Here is a 14,307-nt window from a genome sequence, read left to right as displayed (position 1 = left end):
TGGGCCGAGGTCGAGCGCCCGCAGCGCCGATCCCCCGCGCGTCGACGCGGCGGCCGCGTGCATGAGCGTCGCCCAGCGTTGCAGGAACAGACTCCTATCATCGAGCTGCACCGCGAGAAGGTCGCGTTCGGTGAATCGCGATCGCGCCGCCAGGTCGTCGCGGATCATGTGCGCGCGCACGGCGAGGACATAGCCGCCGTCGCCGATGCGGCGAAGGTCGTCACCGTCGGTGACGCGCGCGTTCGCCGTCCAGAGTCGCGCGGACGGCGGGTCGACGAGCATGGGTGCATGGGCGGTGGAAATCGGCCAGGGCGGGCAGGCGGCGCCGTCGGAGACGCCAGCGGCATTGCAGCCGCTTGAGCGCTGCGGCATCGGGCCCAGGAGCCGCCACCCGATGCGGCCTGCAGCGTCGGCAACCAGCATGTTCTGCGCCGGGATCGCGATGCGGTCCGCGGTGCGCATGGCAGCGTCGAGCGACGCCGCTCGCGCCATGCGGAGCACGCCGAGGTTGAGCGCGCCCGGAAGGTGTGCAACCCAGCGACGCGCCACGGCATTGCCGGACGCGTCGAAGCGGTCGATGGGCCCCCACTGCGTTTCTTGCACGTCGAGGGCGGCGTCCTCGCCACCTGCGACGGGAATGCTCTCGCGGTACGTCCGCGCCTGGGGGCAGGCAGCGACCGTGCAGCCGGGCACCGTGATCCAGTCGACCCAGTCGCCGTAGCTGTTGGTGAAGCCCCAGGCCACGTGCGTATTGCTGCCCACCACCACGCCGGGAAGGCCGGGCAAGGTGAAACCGTTGACGTCCACGTGCCCGCCGGCTGCGGCGGCGTCCGCATACCGCAGCCGCGCACGGAACCAGATGTTCGGCGCCCTCAGGCCAAGGTGCATGTCGTCGGCGAGGATGGCGCGGCCGTCCGCCGTAAGCCGACCGGCCACCGCGAAATTGTTGCTGCCGACTTCGCGACGCGACGGCTCTCGCACGAGTCTCGTCGCGGCCGTGGACCATCCGCGCAGATCGATGTCCTTCGCCCCCGGCAGCGATGCGTCGCCACGGGCGGCGCCTTCGAGCGGCGCATCCCATGACGTGCCGTCGCGCGTGACCAGTGCGCGAAGCGCCTGCGGCAGATGCGGCAGAACCTCGGCCAGCGAGCGTTCGCGCGCGTCACTCGCGTCCTGAAGGTCGTAATACATCGCGTAGCCGACCAGCGGGGTGTCCTCGATGCGCCAGGCGCGCGGCGCCTGCCGCAGCAGCACGTAGGTCCAGGGCCGCGCCGACAGCGCGCCGAGCCCGGAATTGACTCCGTCGGCGTACGCCTGCGCCACGTCGCGCCTGCCGTCGAGCGCGGCTTCCAGGTTGGCCTTCACGCGTTCGCGCAGCCGGTCCTTCCGATGCGCGCGATCCGTCGGAAGCGCGGCCGGCCCGAACAGGCCGGCGAGTTCGCCAGCGACCAGCCGGCGCATCAGGTCCATTTCGAAGAAACGTTCCTGGCCGTGCACGTAGCCGAGTGCGCGCATCGCGTCGCGTTCGTTGGACGCTTCGATGGTGACCGTGCCGCCTGCATCGCGCACGATCCGCACCGGCGCCGACAACCCTTTGATGGCGATGTCGCCGTCGAGCAATGGCAGGCTCGCGCGCAGCGTCAGCCACGCAGCGATCGCAAGCGCCGACACCAGCACCGCTACGCCGATCAGCAAGCGGCGGGTCCAGCGAATCCAGCTATGCATTCCGATCTCCCCGGTCCGACGCGGGTTTCAGCGCCGGTCGAGCCGGTAGGCCACGGTGTGCAGCGCGGTCACGCCTTCGGCGACGAAGCCGGGCTGCTCGGCAAGGATGTCGTGACGCGCGAGCACCTGCACGTGCCAGTGGCGCGCGAAAAGGGATTCGACCTCAGGTTGCGGCACCGAGAACGGCGGCCCGGCCTTTTCGTGCTGCGGGTACTCCAGTGTGATGAGTACACCCCGGCAGTTCGCCGGAAGACGGGCGTACAGCTCATGGGCGTAGCGCTCGCGCAGCGATGGAGGCAGCGCGATCAGCGCCGCCCGGTCGAACACGGCGGCGCAGCCGCGCAACACGTATTCGTCGAGCGCGAACGCGTCGCCGCAGATGATCTCGATGCCTCCCGCGCGGTGGTATCGCCCGTATCGGGTGTCTTCGATTTCCGCTTCGAGGCCATGCTCGGCGAAGAACTGCTCGACGGCCTCCCGGGACAGCTCGACGCCGAGAACGCGAAAGCCCTGCGATGCGAACCAGGCCATGTCGAGCGACTTGCCGCACAGCGGCACGAACACCTGGCTGCCGGCCGCGACGTCCAGCGAACGCCAGTGTTCGAGCAGCAACGGCGTGGGCCGGTCCTGATGGAACCCGATACGGCCCTGTTGCCAGCGTTCGAGCCAGAAATCGCGTTCCATGTCCGCACCCTCGTCTTCCGAGCGTCGAGTGTCGATCACCGCGGCCGCGACGACCAGTGCGCAGCGCTACCTCACTCGACCAGCAGGCCTTCCACCTTCTGCCAGCCGCGCGGCAGCAGCCCGCCGCGAGCGCCTCGCTGGCCGATGTAGGGGTCGAGATCCTTGTAGCCCAGCGTCATCGTGCGCGCGCCCGACATCACCACCAGCGACTGCTCGGGCCCGACCGCCACCACGTCGATCACGCGCTCGGTGCCGAGTTTGGCCTTCGGTATCTCGATGATCTTGTTGCCTTTGCCGCGTTCCATCTCGGGCAGCTGGTCGATCGGGAAGACCAGAACGTGGCCGGCGTTCGTCGCCGCCACCACGCGCGCACCCTTGGCCGGCGCCACCGGCGAGGGCTGCAGCACTTCGGCATTCGGCGTCAGCGACAACGTGGCCTTGCCGGCCTTGTTGCGCCCGACGAGGTTCTCGAATTTCGTCACGAACCCGTAGCCCTGGCTGGTGGCGAGAAGGAACAGCTGCTCGGGCTCGCCGCTGGCGACCGCCTGGAACGATGCCCCGGAGGGGGACGAAAAACGCCCGGTGAGCGGGTCCCCGTTGCCGCGCGCCGACGGCAGCGAATGCACGACCGTCGAATAGCTGCGCCCTGTCGAGTCGATGAACGCCACCTGCGACGTGCTGCGCGTGCGCACGGCGGCGAGCAACTCGTCGCCCTCGCGATAGTTGAGGCTGGCCGCGTCGATCTCGTGGCCCTTGGCCGCACGCACCCAGCCCTTCTGGCTGACCACCACGGTCATCGGCTCGCTCGGCACCAGCTCGGACTCCGAGATCGCCTGCGCCGCGCCGCGCGCGACCAGCGGCGAGCGACGGTCGTCGCCGAACTTCTTCATGTCCGCGAGAAGCTCGTCCTTGATCAGCTTCTTGAGCTTGGCCTTGCTCGCGAGGATCGACTGGATGCGGTCGCGCTCGGTGGCCAGCTCGTTCTGCTCGCCGCGGATCTTCATCTCCTCCAGCCGCGCGAGCTGGCGCAGGCGCGTCTCGAGGATGTAGTCGGTCTGCTCGGCATCGAGCCCGAACCGCGCCATGAGGACGGGCTTGGGCTCGTCCTCGGAGCGGATGATGCGTATGACTTCGTCGAGGTTGAGAAAGGCGACGAGCAAGCCGTCGAGCATATGCAGCCGGCGCTCGACGCGCTCCAGCCGGTGGCTCAGGCGCCGCGTCACGGTGTCGCTGCGGAACTGCAGCCATTCGGTCAGGAATGCGCGCAGGTTCTTGACCTGCGGCTTGCCATCGAGACCGATGACGTTGAAGTTGATGCGGTAGCTGCGTTCGAGGTCGGTGGTGGCGAACAGGTGGCCCATCAGCGGGTCGACGTCGACACGATTGCTGCGCAGCACCAGCACGATGCGCGTCGGATTCGCGTGGTCGGACTCGTCGCGGATGTCTTCCAGCCACGGCAGCTTCTTCGCGCGCATCTGCGCGGCGATCTGCTCGATGATTTTCCCCGGCGACGCCTGGTAGGGCAGCGCGGTGATCACGATGTTCGGGCCGTCCTTCTGCCACACGCCGCGCGCGCGAACGCTGCCGAGGCCGGTCTCGTACATCTGCACGATGTCCGCACGCGGCGTGATGATCTCGGCAGGCGTGGGGTAGTCCGGGCCGAGCACGTGCTCGCACAGGTCGCGCGTCGTCGCGTCGGGGTCGTCGAGCAGGCGCACGCACGCGCTGACCACCTCACGGAGGTTGTGCGGCGGCACGTCGGTAGCCATGCCCACCGCGATGCCCGTGGTGCCGTTCAGCAGCAGGTGCGGCAGGCGCGCCGGCAACCAGCTCGGCTCCTCGAGCGTGCCGTCGAAGTTCGGATCCCAGTCGACGGTGCCGTGCGCGAGTTCGCCCAGCAGCACTTCGGCGATCGGCGTCAGCTTGGACTCCGTGTAGCGCATCGCCGCGAAGGATTTGGGATCGTCCTGCGAGCCGAAATTGCCCTGGCCCTCGATCAGCGGGTAGCGGTACGAGAACGGCTGCGCCATCAGCACCAGCGCCTCGTAGCAAGCGCTGTCGCCATGCGGATGGAACTTGCCGATCACGTCGCCGACCGTGCGTGCGGACTTCTTCGGCTTCGCGCCGGCATTCAGGCCGAGCTCGCTCATCGCATAGACGATGCGGCGCTGCACGGGCTTGAGCCCGTCGCCGATGAAGGGCAGGGCGCGGTCGAGCACGACGTACATCGAGTAGTCGAGGTAGGCGCGCTCGGCATATTCGCGCAGCGGAATCTGCTCGAAGCCGTGGAAGGTGGAACGGGGCGAGTCGGTCATGGACATCCGGGAGGCGACGCGAGCGGCGCTCGCGAGGGTGCGGGCTCGGCCCGGGGAACTGCGATTTCGCAAGAGATTCTACGTGCGCGCCGTGGCTCGCCGTCGCAGGCCCAGCTTCGGGTGCGCGTGTCTCACCGGCCGCGATCGGGCGCGGCGGGGTCCACACCCGATAAGCGTTGACATCGCGCCGCCACCGCCCCAACATACGCGCCGCACCCTGCCCGGGTGGCGGAATTGGTAGACGCACTAGCTTCAGGTGCTAGCGGGGGCAACTTCGTGGAGGTTCGAGTCCTCTCCCGGGCACCAACAGATGGTTTCATGAAGTCCCGCGACATCATGAGATCTACGAAGAACCCGCCGAGATGGCGGGTTTTTTGTTTCAGGCGCAACCCGTCGAGGCGGTTGAGAAGTGGTCCACAGAGCGAACGTTCAGTGGACTCGGGAAGACTTGCAGAAGGGGCCTACAGTTAGAACGCATGTGCCCCGTATCGAGAAGGCCTCACGGTAGCTCTCGACAAGGTCGTATCCGATACCCGGGGTCGCCGAGCGCTTACCCAGACGCACGCCGGCGGCTATGCACGCATCGTCCGCCATTGGCCGAAAGCGGACAGCGGACATATCGCTGGCATCGTGCGCTTCGAGGCCGGCCGGCGACGCACCGCGATCGGATCAGGTATCCAGATCCAGCAGAGTCAGGTACAGGCGCAGGTCGAACTCCAGCTGGTGGTAGTCCGGCGCCATGTGCGTGCACAGTCGGTAGAAGGCTTTGTCGTGCTCGGGCTCTCTCAGATGCGCTAGCTCATGCACCACGATCATCTTCAGAAATTCGGCGGGCGAGTCACGAAACACGGTCGCGATGCGAATCTCCCGGCTGGCCTTGAGTCGGTCGCCCTGCACGCGGGAAATGCTCGTATGGGTGCCCAATGCGTGCTTCATCACCTGCAGCTTGTTGTCGTAGACAACCTTGGCGAGCGGAACCGATTGGCGTAGATGCCGCTCCTTCAGGGCCTGAACGTAATCGTAGAGCTGGCCATCGGTACGCACGGAATGCAGTTCGCCGTACCGGCCTCCCAGTACGTCCCTCAGCCGCCCCTGCTCAATGAGCGCATGCACACGCGCGAGCACATGCGGTGGGTAGCCACCAAGGTATTTCAACGGTCGCATCAAGCTCGGCGAGACGTGGACGTAGACCACGAGTATGGCGCACCGCTTCGTAGGCGCACGTGCCCGGATGCGCGCGCACGCGGCCAACGGTCGCCGCAGGCGCCCGGGCGCAGACGTGTCTCGGACGGTTGGAACGTCCGCTTTGACCCGAACGGAACATCAGGACGGGGTTCCGCTGAGTCAAGCCCCGCCGCGAAGCGGTGCCGTATCGACTGCCAACGCGTCTGCTTCGGCGCCACCTCTCGCTTGGGGGCGTGGGGCAAGCGGGCTTCTGGTACGAGGCCCCGGACGTCCGCGTGCTTGGTCCGGCGTCATGCATGGCTGCCGTGTCGGCACGCGGCCGCGTCCGAATGTTGACCCGCGTCAGAACCGCGATCCTCACGGTCGCGCGTAATCCACGGGCGCAATCCGGCGCGACCCAGGAAGCGGCCATGCAACGCAGTTCATTGATCGGTGTCGCGGTGGCGATGGTGCTGGCGGTGCCAACCGGCGCCACCAAGGACCGCGACGTCAAATGCAAGCTGCAGTTCCAGTCGCGCGACTGGTCCGTGCTCTACCAGCAGGGCGAGGGCCCCGGCACGGTGACGTGCTCGGACGGCAGCAGCATGCCGGTGAAGATCATCGCGAAGGGCGTGGGGCTGAGCGCCGGCAAATGGAAGATCGACCATGGCAGGGGCACGTTTACGCGCGTGCGAACGATCCAGGATGTCGTCGGCAGGTACGCCACGCTCAGCGGCCATATCGGCCTGGTCAAGACCGGTGAGGTCGAAGTGGCGTCGAAGGGGCGCGTGTCGCTGGCACTGGCCGGCCACGGCGAGGGGATCGACGTCGGCGTCGCGATAAACGAGTTCCGTGTCGAAAAGGCAGGCAACGCGACATCGGCGAAGACGCTTGCGCGACCGGCCGCGACCGCGCCTGCGAAGGCCGGCGACAAGCACTGAACGCCGGGACGTCGTGCGGGACTGCACCTGCGCGGCGGCCGTAGGCTTCGCAGGACACGGGCGCGTTCTGGGCTGCGCCGCTCGCGGGCGCTGCTCACGTCGCTACGCAGGCGTCCGCAAGCGATTTTTCCCAGCTGCAGCTCACCTCGCGGAGTACCGCGTGTGTTGGCAGTCGCGAAAAGGCGTCGCAACGGCGCCGTCATGGCTGGGCTGGCGCAGACCTGCCGGGCTAGCTTGTGGGCGCCGCTTCGGCGCCAGTTTCCTGGATGGCGACTGCGCACCTCAGAGGAAGAAGACTGCAGCGGACCGGCTGCGTCCGTGCACGGCGCGCCGGCGCTCGATCCCGCGGTTTCCGACGTCAACCTGACTCCAGAAGCGGTGTATCGGTCGCGTCGCTTCCAGGTGAGTTGCGTTCGTGCGCGTGAGCGTCTGCTACCCCACAGCCATACCGGACCTCCACCGGTGCCCGCGGTGTCCAGAGCCCATCGAGATCACCGACGTGGTGAACGCGATCCGTAAGACTGGCGGTATGAAGAAACGCGAGCCAGCGTTCGTCCGCAGGCGCACGTGACTGCGATCGCGGCGAATGCACGCAAAGAGCAATCGTACGTAAACAGTCCGCACGCGTCTGGCCCGCGGTTGGCTGCTCTTGCCTCCGTCTTCACCGCCGCTGGGACAATTTCGAACCACGTTCCGAGCCCGTTCGAGGATGGAGAGCCATGAGCAAGCGCGAACTGATCGAGCCGACCCAAAGCGACAAGCGCTTCGTGCGCCGCGACGACAAGGGCCGTTTCACCGAGTCGGCGGACGTGGGCCGTTCCCTTTCGCAGGACCGCAGGCAGCATTCGAAGACCGACGCGGGCCCCGGCCAGGGTGATCGCGGCGATCGCCAGACGCAGCACTGACAGGCGGATGGTGCCTTCGAAAAACCCGCGACTCGCCGCGGGTTTTTCGATTCCGGCCTCAGCTGCCCGCTATGCGGCGCAGCCGCGGGTCGATGCCGATGGGCGTGACCTGCACGCCTTGGATCAGCGGGGAATCGACGTGTGCCGGGTTGATGATCAGGTTGCTGGCTTCCTCGCAGATCGCGCTGGGCACTTTGGCCGCGAGCGAGCGGTGAGCGGCCGACCATGCGTCGCCGACCTGCTGGACGTCGCGGCGATACGGGTGCTGGCGCCAGGTCGACGGGTAGGCCTGCAGCACGTCGATACGCTCGACCGGGATCTGCGCTCTCGCCAGGTACGCGCTCGCGGGCGGCGTGTCATCGCAGTGCGCCAGGAACTCGAGCAGTGCGGTGCCGGGCGACAGCGTTGCGTAGATGGCTGGCGTCCCCTCCGAGGTCCAGCGACCGGCGTCGGCGGCATCGCCCGCGAAGGGTTTGTCCTTCTGCTCGTCGCGAACGATCCGGTACACCGTGACCGTGCCGGGATGGTCGGCACTGCGGTCGGATTCGACGAGGCTGTCGCTGGTGGGTGTCGCCGTGAGGTGCGCGGTCACGGACAGCGGATCACTCGCCGGGAACGTGTCTTTGAGCGCCTTGTCGAGGTCCTTTTCACGGGTCGTGACGGGCGGATGGGTCTGCATGGCGTCCTCGCATGGCGTGCGGCGCTGGGCAACGGCCGACGCATGCGTTCTAACAAGGCAAGGCCATGTCGACCGTGAAGCCGCGGCGCCTGGCACGGGAGAATGACATGGCCACCGAGGAAGACACGTCCTGCGCCGACCCGGCCGCGAGCCGGTTGCGCGTGCTGCTGTTCGAGGACGACCAGGTCTGCCGCGAAATCGATCCCGACTCGCTGTTCGCCCATGCGTCGGTACCCGACCACCGGTTGCTATGGGTGAATGCGAACGTGGCCGACGGCCTGCCGCAGGAACTCGCGGCGCTCGGCGCGAACGTGCAACGGCTCGATCCCGACGCTGGCGGCACGTTCGGCCTGGTGATCGAGGGCGACTGGACCTACCTCCACCTGCGCGCGTTGAACTGGCACGACGAGAAGCAACCAACGCAGACGTTCGTCGCGATGGGGATCGGCCCCAACGTGGTGGCGACTGTCCATCGCGGTCACATCGATTTCATTGCCGGCGTCCTCGGCAACGAGGCGGACCAGATGCGTATCGGCATGCTCGAGGCGACGAGCTTCGCGATGGGCCTGCTCGATCGGATGCTCACCGACTACCTCGACGCGCGCGACGCATTCGAGTCGTCGCTCGACCGCATCGAGCTGCTCATCCTGCGACGCGCCCGCCCCGGCTACCTCGCCGAGTTGCAGAGCCTGAGGCACAAGGCGTCCAAGCTCCGCCGCCACCTTGCAGCGCAGCGCGACCTGTTCGACGCGCTCGGGCGTCCCGATTTCGACCCGCGGCTGTCGGATTCGGCGCAGCGTCACTGTCGCGCGGTGAGCCTGCGCTACGGGCACGTGGTGTCGGTCATCGAGAGCGCGCGCGAACTCGTCAACGGCAGCTTCGACCTGTACACCTCGAGGTCTTCGGAGAGCACCAACCAGGCAATGCACACGCTGACCGTCGTGACCGTGGCGATGGGGCTGGCCGCCACCATCGCGGGCGTACTCGGCATGAATTTCCAGGCGCATCTGTTCGACGCCGGCGAACGCGGGTTCGAGATCGCCAGCGGGCTCATCGCCCTGCTCGTGGTCGGGTCGGGCGCGTGGGCCCTTTGGCGGCTGAAGATGTGGGGCCGCTGAGCGTCTGGGCCGACGTCGCCGTCATGAACGTGTGAGACCATTCGTTCATGAAAGGAAAGAAACCAACAGACGGGCGCAGCGGCGCCGGAAAGCCCCCGCACAGCGGCGGTAACCGAAGTGGTGCAGGGGCGCGGAAGGGCGGTGGGGCAGCGCAGTCCAAGCGTCCACCGTGGTTGCCCGAGCCGCCGCGTTCGGCTTTGAAGGCGAGCCGCGGCCCCGCGCCGTCGGTCGATCCGCAAGCGGGTCGCGAAGCCGCGCGTTACGAACGGCCGATCGGCAGCCGCGAAATGATCCTTGAATTGCTCGCCGCAGCCGACGGGCCGCTGCCGCTGGACGCCATCGCCGGACAGCTGGGGATCGACGACGACGAGCGCCGCGAAGCACTCGGGTTCCGCCTGCGCGCGATGCTGCGCGACGGCCAGTTGCTGCAGAACCGCAAGGGCGCGTTCCTTCCGGCGCAACGCGTCGACCTGCTGCCGGGCGTGGTCATCGCCAACCCGGATGGCTTCGGCTTCCTCAAGCCCGATCCGGGCAATGGCGATGACCTGTTCCTGCCGCCGGCCGAAATGCGCAAGGTCATGCACGGCGACCGCGTGCTCGCCAGCGTGACCAGCATCGACCGTCGTGGTCGTCGCGAAGGCGCGATCGTCGAAGTGCTCGAGCGTCGCCTGACGCGACTGATCGGGCGCTACGAGACACGCGCCGGCGCCGGCGTGGTGATCCCGGACGATCGCCGCATCCAGCAGGACGTTCTGGTCCCGCTCGACGAACGAAACGACGCCCGTGACGGACAGCTCGTCGTCGTCGAAATTACCGAAATGCCCGACGGCAAGCGCATGCCGGTCGGTCGCGTGCTGACCGTCCTGGGCGACAGGCTGACGGCTTCGCTCGCCGTGCAGGCCGCGATCCACGGACACGACATTCCCCACGAATTTTCGCCGCAGGTGCTCGAGCAGGCCGCCGCGATCCCGGTGGAAGTCGACGCCGCCGCCGCCGCAAGCCGGGTGGACCTTCGCAAGGTCCCGCTCGTCACCATCGATGGCGAGGACGCGAAGGACTTCGACGATGCGGTCTGGTGCGAGCCGAATGCCGAGGGTTTCCGCCTGATCGTCGCGATCGCCGACGTCTCGGCTTACGTCAGGCCCGGCACGGCGCTCGACGACGAAGCCCAGAAGCGCGCCACCAGCGTGTACTTCCCCGGTTTCGTCGTGCCGATGCTGCCCGAAACGCTGTCGAACGGTATCTGCTCGCTCAAGCCGCAGGTCGACCGGCTCTGCTTCGTCTGCGACATGCAGGTGGATCGCAAGGGGCAGGTGACCTCGTCGAAGTTCTACGAAGCGGTCATGCATTCGCATGCGCGCCTCACGTACACCCAGGTGTGGAACGCGATCGGCGACGACGTCACCGACGAGGCCAAGGCCGATGCGCGCCAGCTCATCGGTTCGCTGATGCCGAATGTCGAGCAGCTGCACCAGCTGTTCCAGGTGCTGGTCCGCGCGCGCGAGAAGCGGGGCGCGATCGAGTTCGCGTCCAGCGAGGTTCGCTTCGTGATTGGCCCGCAGGGCGACGTCACGCAGGCCGGGATGATCCAGCGCAACGACGCGCACAAGCTCATCGAGGAGTGCATGATCGCGGCGAACGTCGAGGCCGCGCGTTTCCTCATCAGCGCCGACGTTCCGGCGCCGTATCGCATCCACGAGCGGCCACCGGAGCAGAAGTACACCGACCTGCTGGAGTTCCTGAAGGAATTCGGGCTGCGCATGCCGGCCTGGTCGAAGGTCGAGCCGCGCGACTTCACCGAGCTCCTCAAGAAGATCCGCGACCGCGCCGACGCGACGCTGCTGGAATCGGTGTTGCTGCGCAGCCAGTCTCTCGCGGTGTATTCGCCGGGCAACGTCGGCCACTTCGGCCTGGCGCTCGAGGCATATGCGCACTTCACCTCGCCCATCCGCCGGTATCCCGACCTCCTGGTGCATCGCGCGATCAAGCACGCGCTCAGCGGCGAACGACCGGAGAAATTCCGCTACTCGCCGAGCGCGATGGCCCAGCTTTCACTGGAGTCCTCAGAGCGCTCGCGCCGCGCGGATGAAGCGCAACGCGAGGTCGACGAGCGCTATCGCGCCGCGTGGATGGAGCAGCATATCGGCGGAAAGTTCGACGGCACGATCAGCGGCGTGACCAGCTTCGGCCTATTCATCGAACTCGACGAGTCGAAGGTGACCGGCCTGGTGCACGTCACCCAACTGCCGAACGATTTCTATCACTTCGACCCGATCCGCAAGACGCTCACCGGCGAGCGCCGCGGGCGCGAGTACCGGTTGGGTGATCGCGCGGAAATCATCGTGCTGAAGGCGAGCGTCGAAGACCGCAAGATCGACTTCCGCCTGACGGAGGAGGGCAGCGGGGCGATGCCGTTGCCGCCGCGCGGTCAGCCGGCCAAGCGCAAGAAGCAGGCGTACTGAACGCGGACGTCCACGGCGCTCGCGGAAAGATACGCGAGCGTCTGGCCGTTCCGTCGCCGCCGCGCGGCGGTCTCTGCTCCGCTGACGTGATCGGCCCACCCGAAAGCGCATCCACGCGATGCGCGGCACAATAGCCCCATGAGCAAACAGAACCAGTGGATCGCCGGCATCAATGCCGTCTGGTCCGCGTTGCAGAACGATCACGAACATGTGCGCGAAGTCCTGATCGAAGCCGGCGCGAAGAATCCGCGCCTGCTCGAGATCGAGACCCAGGCACGTCGCCTCGCCATCGATGTGCGCCGCGTCGCCACGCAGGCGCTCGACGGCGCATCGGGTGGCGTGCGCCACCAAGGCGCCATCGCCCGCTACGTCGCGGCGCATACGTGGAGCGAGAACGAGCTGCAGGGGCTTGTCGAAGGCGCCGAGGGACGCGCCCTACTGCTGATCCTCGACGGCGTGCAGGACCCGCACAATCTAGGCGCCTGCCTGCGAAGCGCCGCCGCCGCCGGCGTCACCGCCGTGGTGATCCCGAAGGACAAGTCAGTGCAGGTCAACGCGACGGTGCGCAAGACGTCCGCGGGCGCCGCCGATTCGATTCCCGTCGTGCAGGTCACCAACCTCGCGCGTTCGATGAAGGAGCTGCAGCAGCTCGGCGTGTGGCTCTACGGGCTTGCGGGCGACGTCGGCGACCCGCTGTACAAGCTCGACCTGCGTGGCAACGTGGGCCTCGTGCTCGGCGGCGAGGCCGATGGCCTTCGGCGCCTGACGCGCGAGACCTGCGATGGACTGGTGTCGATTCCGATGCCGGGCGCGGCCGGTACGGGCGTCGAGAGTCTCAATGTCTCCGTGGCGGCCGGTGTCACGTTGTTCGAAGCGGTCAGACAGAGGAGCAGCACCTGATGCAGAACGATCCCGTCATCGCCCTGCAGTGGTACGACGTGGTCGGCCTCGGCGGCACGCTCGCGATCCTGGCCGCCTACTTCCTGCTGCAGACGCGTCGGTTGTCCGGCACCGGGCTCACCTACCAGGTGCTCAACCTGCTGGGCGCGGCAGGCATCCTCGTGTCGCTCATCGGCAAGTTCAATCTTTCGGTGTTCCTGCTCGAACTCGCCTGGGTAGCGGTGAGCGGGTACGGCATCCTGCGTTCCCTTCGCGAGCGGCGCGGCTGACACGGCCGCCTTGTCCCGAACGCTCGAGGGTGCCGGTTGCATCCGCGCGAGGGGCGTTCGCGTAGTTACCGGTGTGCACGCCATGGGGCGCGCTTGCGGGGGCGGGGCGGGGATGGCATAACCGTTCAGCCTTCGGCACTTCGCCGGAGGACTCGTGTTCGACACCGCCCGCCACTGCTTCGATGAGAGCCCCATGCTCGAGACCATGCCCATGCCGGGCGACATCACGGCAGACCCGCAGGCAGCTCTGCTGCTCCACGTTGCGCAGGGCGACCGCCAGGCGTTCGAGCGCCTGTATCGCCTCGCATCGCCGCGACTGTTCGCGATCTGCATCCGTGTACTTTCCGACCGCGCCGAAGCCGAGGATGTGCTGCAGGATGTGTTTGCAACGATCTGGCACAAGGCCGAACAGTTCGATCCCGACCGTGCCGGCGCGATGGCGTGGATGGCGATGATCGCGCGCAATCGTGCCATTGACCGGCTGCGTGCTCCCGGTCATGCGGCGCGGACGACGGCGATCGAACTCGGCGATGAATTGCCTGACGCCGGGCTCTCGCCGGTCGACGAGGCCGAAGCCTCCGACGACCGCGAGCGGCTGCAGCGCTGCCTCGACAAGCTCGACGATCGCCGGCGCGGCCTGATCCGCACGGCATTCTTCGAGGGCGCGACCTACGAAGAACTGGCATCGCGCTCCGGTGCGCCGCTCGGGTCGGTGAAGAGCTGGATCCGGCGTGGATTGCTGCAACTTCGGACGTGCCTGGAGCCATGACCATGCGCGACCAAGAAATCGACCGCGATCCGCCGCCGACCGACGTGCTGGCCGCCGAATACGTACTCGGCGTGCTCGACGATTCGCAGCGGCTGCAGACGCGCCTTCGGATCGGGCGCGACCCGGCGTTCGCGCGCCTCGTCGCCGACTGGGCCTCGCGCCTCGCGCCGCTCGATGAGGAATTTGCGGACGAACCTGTACCGGCCCATGTATGGCCCCGGCTGCGCACCCGGCTGGGCTGGTCGCCTGTCGAAGGACGCGCGCCGGTGGCATCGACCGGCTCGGGATTCTGGAAGGCATCGGCCGCCGCGGGCTTCGCGGCAGCCGCGGTGCTCGCGGTCGTCGCGCTGCAGCGTCCGGGGCCAGGCGAGATCGG

The 14,307-nt window shown here is 67.6% G+C and carries 12 protein-coding genes, 1 tRNA gene and 1 pseudogene; 9 read left to right on the top strand and 5 right to left on the bottom strand.

Annotated features, from left to right (window positions below; genetic code table 11):
* The 3 genes from FW784_RS07790 to parC all read right to left on the bottom strand — a co-directional run.
* Positions 1-1,725, bottom strand: a 1,725-nt coding sequence (locus tag FW784_RS07790; protein WP_149352783.1) for a penicillin acylase family protein, incomplete at its 3' end; no start/stop codon positions are given.
* Positions 1,726-1,752: 27 nt separating this feature from the next.
* Positions 1,753-2,409, bottom strand: a complete 657-nt coding sequence (locus tag FW784_RS07785; protein ID WP_149352782.1) for a thiopurine S-methyltransferase — start codon at positions 2,407-2,409, stop codon at positions 1,753-1,755.
* 71 nt (positions 2,410-2,480) lie between these two features.
* Positions 2,481-4,724, bottom strand: a complete 2,244-nt coding sequence (gene parC / locus FW784_RS07780; RefSeq protein ID WP_149352781.1) for a DNA topoisomerase IV subunit A — start codon at positions 4,722-4,724, stop codon at positions 2,481-2,483.
* A 219-nt stretch (positions 4,725-4,943) separates the two neighbouring features.
* On the opposite strand from parC, the gene FW784_RS07775 reads away from it, so the two are divergent.
* Positions 4,944-5,030 (top strand) — tRNA-Leu (locus FW784_RS07775).
* A 363-nt stretch (positions 5,031-5,393) separates the two neighbouring features.
* On the opposite strand, the gene FW784_RS07770 is transcribed toward FW784_RS07775, so the two are convergent.
* Entirely contained in the window at positions 5,394-5,888 is a 495-nt protein-coding gene (locus tag FW784_RS07770; protein WP_149352785.1) for a M48 metallopeptidase family protein, read from the bottom strand.
* Between the two features lie 431 nt (positions 5,889-6,319).
* Between FW784_RS07770 and FW784_RS07765 the strand changes: the two genes are divergently transcribed.
* Positions 6,320-6,829, top strand: coding sequence for a hypothetical protein (locus FW784_RS07765; protein WP_149352780.1), 510 nt, complete (start codon positions 6,320-6,322; stop codon positions 6,827-6,829).
* A 719-nt stretch (positions 6,830-7,548) separates the two neighbouring features.
* A complete protein-coding gene (locus tag FW784_RS07760; protein WP_149352779.1) occupies positions 7,549-7,734 on the top strand; it encodes a hypothetical protein in 186 nt (61 codons plus the stop codon).
* Positions 7,735-7,792: 58 nt separating this feature from the next.
* Here FW784_RS07760 and FW784_RS07755 read toward each other — a convergent pair whose 3' ends face one another.
* Positions 7,793-8,413, bottom strand: a complete 621-nt coding sequence (locus FW784_RS07755) for an RES family NAD+ phosphorylase (protein WP_149352778.1) — start codon at positions 8,411-8,413, stop codon at positions 7,793-7,795.
* Between the two features lie 107 nt (positions 8,414-8,520).
* Here FW784_RS07755 and FW784_RS07750 point away from each other — a divergent pair, with 107 nt between their 5' ends.
* From FW784_RS07750 to FW784_RS07725, 6 genes and pseudogenes are all read left to right on the top strand, one after another.
* Positions 8,521-9,531 (top strand): magnesium transporter CorA family protein, encoded by a 1,011-nt coding sequence (locus FW784_RS07750; protein ID WP_187770719.1) that lies wholly within the window; start codon positions 8,521-8,523, stop codon positions 9,529-9,531.
* A 47-nt stretch (positions 9,532-9,578) separates the two neighbouring features.
* The gene (rnr, locus tag FW784_RS07745; RefSeq protein WP_149352776.1) at positions 9,579-11,993 is read left to right on the top strand and encodes a ribonuclease R; all 2,415 of its coding nucleotides are present in this window, start codon (positions 9,579-9,581) and stop codon (positions 11,991-11,993) included.
* A gap of 138 nt (positions 11,994-12,131) precedes the next feature.
* Positions 12,132-12,893: a 23S rRNA (guanosine(2251)-2'-O)-methyltransferase RlmB gene (rlmB, locus tag FW784_RS07740; RefSeq protein ID WP_149352775.1), complete on the top strand. Its 762-nt coding sequence runs from the start codon at positions 12,132-12,134 to the stop codon at positions 12,891-12,893.
* Entirely contained in the window at positions 12,893-13,162 is a 270-nt protein-coding gene (locus FW784_RS07735; protein WP_149352774.1) for a CBU_0592 family membrane protein, read from the top strand. The genes rlmB and FW784_RS07735 overlap by 1 nt, the downstream gene beginning before the upstream one ends.
* 211 nt (positions 13,163-13,373) lie before the next feature.
* Complete coding sequence (locus tag FW784_RS07730; RefSeq protein ID WP_149352784.1) at positions 13,374-13,931, top strand: sigma-70 family RNA polymerase sigma factor; 558 nt, start codon at positions 13,374-13,376, stop codon at positions 13,929-13,931.
* Between the two features lie 2 nt (positions 13,932-13,933).
* A pseudogene (locus FW784_RS07725) lies at positions 13,934-14,307 on the top strand (anti-sigma factor); the annotation flags it as partial.

The sequence above is a fragment of the Cognatilysobacter lacus genome, from assembly GCF_008274655.1.
GTDB classification, from domain to species: domain Bacteria; phylum Pseudomonadota; class Gammaproteobacteria; order Xanthomonadales; family Xanthomonadaceae; genus Cognatilysobacter; species Cognatilysobacter lacus.
The sequence above is the reverse complement of the archived record's forward strand: the minus strand, read 5'-3'. Positions and strand labels throughout refer to the sequence as shown.

Excerpts from the sequence above, each read along its gene's own strand:
- FW784_RS07785 (WP_149352782.1), bottom strand. The coding sequence starts at position 2,409 with ATGGAACGCGATTTCTGGCTCGAACGCTGGCAACAGGGCCGTATCGGG.
- parC (WP_149352781.1), bottom strand. The coding sequence starts at position 4,724 with ATGACCGACTCGCCCCGTTCCACCTTCCACGGCTTCGAGCAGATTCCG.
- FW784_RS07770 (WP_149352785.1), bottom strand. The coding sequence starts at position 5,888 with ATGCGACCGTTGAAATACCTTGGTGGCTACCCACCGCATGTGCTCGCG.
- FW784_RS07765 (WP_149352780.1), top strand. The coding sequence starts at position 6,320 with ATGCAACGCAGTTCATTGATCGGTGTCGCGGTGGCGATGGTGCTGGCG.
- FW784_RS07760 (WP_149352779.1), top strand. The coding sequence starts at position 7,549 with ATGAGCAAGCGCGAACTGATCGAGCCGACCCAAAGCGACAAGCGCTTC.
- FW784_RS07755 (WP_149352778.1), bottom strand. The coding sequence starts at position 8,413 with ATGCAGACCCATCCGCCCGTCACGACCCGTGAAAAGGACCTCGACAAG.
- FW784_RS07750 (WP_187770719.1), top strand. The coding sequence starts at position 8,521 with ATGGCCACCGAGGAAGACACGTCCTGCGCCGACCCGGCCGCGAGCCGG.
- rnr (WP_149352776.1), top strand. The coding sequence starts at position 9,579 with ATGAAAGGAAAGAAACCAACAGACGGGCGCAGCGGCGCCGGAAAGCCC.
- rlmB (WP_149352775.1), top strand. The coding sequence starts at position 12,132 with ATGAGCAAACAGAACCAGTGGATCGCCGGCATCAATGCCGTCTGGTCC.
- FW784_RS07735 (WP_149352774.1), top strand. The coding sequence starts at position 12,893 with ATGCAGAACGATCCCGTCATCGCCCTGCAGTGGTACGACGTGGTCGGC.
- FW784_RS07730 (WP_149352784.1), top strand. The coding sequence starts at position 13,374 with ATGCCGGGCGACATCACGGCAGACCCGCAGGCAGCTCTGCTGCTCCAC.